This is a genomic window from Chryseobacterium sp. ISL-6 (assembly GCF_018613715.1).
Taxonomy (GTDB): Bacteria; Bacteroidota; Bacteroidia; order Flavobacteriales; family Weeksellaceae; genus Chryseobacterium; species Chryseobacterium paludis.
This window is the reverse complement of record NZ_JAGGPT010000018.1, coordinates 1-5,285: the sequence shown is the minus strand read 5'-3', so window position 1 is coordinate 5,285 and position 5,285 is coordinate 1. Positions and strand designations below refer to the sequence as shown.

At 46.7% G+C, this 5,285-nt stretch carries 2 tRNA genes and 2 rRNA genes; all 4 read right to left on the bottom strand.

What is annotated here, in order from left to right:
- Window positions 1–134: 134 nt before the first annotated feature.
- The 4 genes from J7E44_RS23290 to J7E44_RS23275 all read right to left on the bottom strand — a co-directional run bounded on the left by J7E44_RS23290 (window position 135) and on the right by J7E44_RS23275 (window position 5,067).
- Window positions 135–2,889: ribosomal RNA gene (locus J7E44_RS23290) — 23S ribosomal RNA — on the bottom strand.
- 207 nt (window positions 2,890–3,096) lie between these two features.
- A tRNA-Ala gene (locus tag J7E44_RS23285) sits at window positions 3,097–3,170 on the bottom strand.
- An 88-nt stretch (window positions 3,171–3,258) separates the two neighbouring features.
- Window positions 3,259–3,332: transfer RNA gene (locus tag J7E44_RS23280), tRNA-Ile, on the bottom strand.
- 218 nt (window positions 3,333–3,550) lie between these two features.
- Window positions 3,551–5,067 (bottom strand): 16S ribosomal RNA (locus J7E44_RS23275).
- The 16S and 23S rRNA genes sit together here with 2 tRNA genes alongside, the layout of an rRNA operon.
- Window positions 5,068–5,285: the final 218 nt, after the last annotated feature.

Sequence of the window (5,285 nt, the reverse complement as noted above, 5' to 3'; positions counted from 1 at the left end):
ACTTTGTATTAACGTAAAACCTATTGATCATTATCATTAATACTTTTTACTATTGTACATTTTACATGTTTTTTATCGATAAAAACGTTCACAAAGACAAAACCTTTATTGCGCAATTAAGTGCCTACCAATTAGGCTATAAATCTACGGGTAATTAGTACTACTCGGCTATGCTGTTACCAACTTTACACCTATAGCCTATCAACGTGGTCATCTCCCACGACCCTTAAAAGATGTCTCATCTTGAGGCGAGTTTCGCACTTATATGCTTTCAGTGCTTATCTCTTCCAAACGTAGCTACTCAGCGGTGCACCTGGCGGTACAACTGATACACCAGAGGTTTGTTCAATTCGGTCCTCTCGTACTAGAATCAAGCCCTCTCAAACATCTAACGCCCGCAATAGATAGAGACCGAACTGTCTCACGACGTTCTGAACCCAGCTCGCGTGCCACTTTAATGGGCGAACAGCCCAACCCTTGGGACCTTCTCCAGCCCCAGGATGTGACGAGCCGACATCGAGGTGCCGAACCTCCCCGTCGATGTGAGCTCTTGGGGGAGACTAGCCTGTTATCCCCGGAGTACCTTTTATCCTATGAGCGATGGCCCTTCCATGCGGAACCACCGGATCACTATGTCCTGCTTTCGCACCTGATCGACTTGTAGGTCTCACAGTCAAGCACCCTTATGCCATTACACTCTACGCACGGTTACCAAGCGTGCTGAGGGTACCTTTGAAAGCCTCCGTTACTCTTTTGGAGGCGACCACCCCAGTCAAACTACCCACCACGCAATGTCCTTCTAAAAGAAGTTAGGCTCCAAGTAAGTAAAGGGTGGTATTTCAACGTTGACTCCACAAACACTAGCGTGCCTGCTTCAAAGTCTCCCACCTATCCTACACATTACTTACTCAAAGTCAATACGAAGTTATAGTAAAGGTTCACAGGGTCTTTTCGTCCCATTGCGGGTAATCGGCATCTTCACCGATACTACAATTTCACAGAGCTCATGGTTGAGACAGTGCCCAGATCGTTACACCATTCGTGCAGGTCGGAACTTACCCGACAAGGAATTTCGCTACCTTAGGACCGTTATAGTTACGGCCGCCGTTTACTGGGGCTTCAGTCAAACGCTTCGGTTACCCTAACGCCCTTCCTTAACCTTCCAGCACCGGGCAGGTGTCAGACCCTATACAGCATCTTTCGATTTAGCAGAGTCCTGTGTTTTTGATAAACAGTCGCCTGGGCCTCTTCACTGCGGCCAGCATTGCTGCTGGCGTCTCTTCTTCCGAAGTTACGAGACTATTTTGCCTAGTTCCTTAACCATGATTCACTCTAGCACCTTAGGATTCTCTCCTCGACTACCTGTGTCGGTTTTGGTACGGGTTGCTTCACTTCGGCTTTTCTTGGAAGCACTTTCCCTGCAGCAGCTTCGCCCGAAGGCTAGGCCTTGACTATTCCGTCAGTCTCCAGCAAGTACGGCACTCCGTCCCCTTTTTAGTGTGAGCAAGTATGGGAATATTAACCCATTGTCCATCCACTACCCCTTTCGGGTTCGCGTTAGGTCCCGACTAACCCTCAGCTGATTAGCATGGCTGAGGAAACCTTAGTCTTTCGGTGAGGGGGTTTCTCGCCCCCTTTATCGTTACTTATGCCTACATTTTCTTTTCTGTACGCTCCACAATGGCTCGCGCCACTGCTTCTGTGCAAACAGAATGCTCCCCTACCAGATGTACATAAGTACAAATCCATAGCTTCGGTAATATGTTTATGCCCGATTATTATCCATGCCGGACCGCTCGACTAGTGAGCTGTTACGCACTCTTTAAATGAATGGCTGCTTCCAAGCCAACATCCTAGCTGTCAATGCAGTCCAACCGCGTTGCTTCAACTTAACATATATTTGGGGACCTTAGCTGTTGGTCTGGGTTCTTTCCCTCTCGGACATGGACCTTAGCACCCATGCCCTCACTGCCGTAGAACATTTATTAGCATTCGGAGTTTGTCAGGAATTGGTAGGCGATGAAACCCCCGCATCCAATCAGTAGCTCTACCTCTAATAAACTTATATACGACGCTGCACCTAAATGCATTTCGGGGAGTACGAGCTATCTCCCAGTTTGATTGGCCTTTCACCCCTACCCACAGGTCATCCGAAGACTTTTCAACGTCAACCGGTTCGGTCCTCCACTCTGTGTTACCAGAGCTTCAACCTGCCCATGGGTAGATCACAAGGTTTCGCGTCTAATCCTACTAACTATACGCCCTATTCAGACTCGCTTTCGCTCCGGCTCCGGACCTGAAGTCCTTAACCTCGCTAGTAAAATTAACTCGTAGGCTCATTATGCAAAAGGCACGCCGTCACCCAACATGTGGGCTCCGACCGCTTGTAGGCGTACGGTTTCAGGTTCTATTTCACCCTTCTATTCGAAGTGCTTTTCACCTTTCCTTCACAGTACTTGTTCACTATCGGTCTTTCAGGAGTATTTAGCCTTGGAGGATGGTCCCCCCATATTCAGACAGGATTTCACGTGTCCCGCCCTACTCATTTATCATCAAAATATACCTTTCAAATACGGGGCTATCACCCTCTATGGCTGTTCTTTCCAGAACATTCTTTTAAATATATAAAGACTTTTGGGCTAATCCGCGTTCGCTCGCCACTACTTACGGAATCTCTTCGATTTCTTTTCCTCCGGGTACTTAGATGTTTCAGTTCTCCGGGTTTGCTCCTCTTACGAGGTGACTGGTCTTCAACCAGCCGGGTTGCCCCATTCGGACATCTCGGGATCAATTCGTGTGTGCCAATCCCCCGAGCTTTTCGCAGCTTACCACGTCCTTCGTCGCCTCTGAAAGCCTAGGCATCCGCCATACGCCCTTAACGATTTCTTTCCTAATTATTAATTAGTTCAGTATTTTTTGCTCAGCATTGCTGCCAAGCTATTTTTTGTAAACTCAAACGCTTAATTGCGCTCGGTTTTCTCTTTGTGATATTTTTACCGTTAATGTCAATGATCTTAATGTCTTTCTGCTTGTCTGATGAATGAATATTTGTTTTGGCTCTATTCATTATACTTTTAAATCAGACTCACAAAACTGTGGAGAATAAGGGAGTCGAACCCTTGACCTCCTGCGTGCAAGGCAGGCGCTCTAGCCAGCTGAGCTAATTCCCCCTCTAGTCAGACTTCAGATTACAGATCCCAGATATCAGAATTAAATCTGATCCCTACCATCTATTATCTTCCCGTCTTTTTCAATTAGTAGTCTCGGGCAGGCTCGAACTGCCGACCTCTACATTATCAGTGTAGCGCTCTAACCAGCTGAGCTACGAGACTGTCTTGTTAGACTTTTAGATTAAAGACTCCAGATATCAGACCTCATTGTCTTTCTTCTTTTATCTTTCATCTTGCCTCTCTTCCCTATACTAATTTCTAGTGGGTTTTGTATTTTTATATATATAATCAACCAAATAAAAAACTAAAGCATACTTTAAGTAAGTACATGATACACTTAAGTATCTTTAATTTTGTTTATCGTCCCGAAAGACGCTCTAAAATGAGATGTTCCAGCCGCACCTTCCGGTACGGCTACCTTGTTACGACTTAGCCCTAGTTACCTGTTTTACCCTAGGCAGCTCCTTTTACGGTCACCGACTTCAGGTACCCCAGACTTCCATGGCTTGACGGGCGGTGTGTACAAGGCCCGGGAACGTATTCACCGCGCCATGGCTGATGCGCGATTACTAGCGATTCCAGCTTCATAGAGTCGAGTTGCAGACTCCAATCCGAACTGAGACCAGCTTTCGAGATTAGCATCCAGTCACCTGGTAGCAGCCCTCTGTACTGGCCATTGTATTACGTGTGTGGCCCAAGGCGTAAGGGCCGTGATGATTTGACGTCATCCCCACCTTCCTCTCTACTTGCGTAGGCAGTCTCACTAGAGTCCTCAACTTAATGCTAGCAACTAGTGACAGGGGTTGCGCTCGTTGCAGGACTTAACCTAACACCTCACGGCACGAGCTGACGACAACCATGCAGCACCTTGAAAATTGTCCGAAGAAAAGTCTATTTCTAAACCTGTCAATTCCCATTTAAGCCTTGGTAAGGTTCCTCGCGTATCATCGAATTAAACCACATAATCCACCGCTTGTGCGGGCCCCCGTCAATTCCTTTGAGTTTCAAACTTGCGTTCGTACTCCCCAGGTGGCTAACTTATCACTTTCGCTTAGTCTCTGAATCCGAAAACCCAAAAACGAGTTAGCATCGTTTACGGCGTGGACTACCAGGGTATCTAATCCTGTTCGCTCCCCACGCTTTCGTCCATCAGCGTCAGTTAAGACATGGTAACCTGCCTTCGCAATTGGTGTTCTAAGTAATATCTATGCATTTCACCGCTACACTACTTATTCCAGCTACCTCTACCTTACTCAAGACCCGCAGTATCAATGGCAGTTTCATAGTTAAGCTATGAGATTTCACCACTGACTTACGAGTCCGCCTACGGACCCTTTAAACCCAATAAATCCGGATAACGCTTGCACCCTCCGTATTACCGCGGCTGCTGGCACGGAGTTAGCCGGTGCTTATTCGTATAGTACCTTCAGCTTTCCACACGTGGAAAGGTTTATCCCTATACAAAAGAAGTTTACAACCCATAGGGCCGTCGTCCTTCACGCGGGATGGCTGGATCAGGCTCTCACCCATTGTCCAATATTCCTCACTGCTGCCTCCCGTAGGAGTCTGGTCCGTGTCTCAGTACCAGTGTGGGGGATCACCCTCTCAGGCCCCCTAAAGATCATGGACTTGGTGAGCCGTTACCTCACCAACTATCTAATCTTGCGCGTGCCCATCTCTATCCACCGGAGTTTTCAATATCTAATGATGCCATCAAATATATTATGGGGTATTAATCTTCCTTTCGAAAGGCTATCCCCCTGATAAAGGTAGGTTGCACACGTGTTCCGCACCCGTACGCCGCTCTCAAGATTCCGAAGAATCTCTACCGCTCGGCTTGCATGTGTTAGGCCTCCCGCTAGCGTTCATCCTGAGCCAGGATCAAACTCTCCATTGTATGTTTGTCTGACTCACTCAAAGTTATTTTACGCTTTAGTTTTTCCTTACTTGGTTGTTATATTATTTTTCAATGATCTCTCTTCTTCCGCTTTATACCGTAGCCTCATTTTCTGTCGTTTGGGCTACTGATTTGCGAGTGCAAAAGTAAATGTTTTTTTTGATGTGACCAAATTTTTCCGAAAGAAAATTTAAAGTTTTTTTTAGTAACCTTAATCC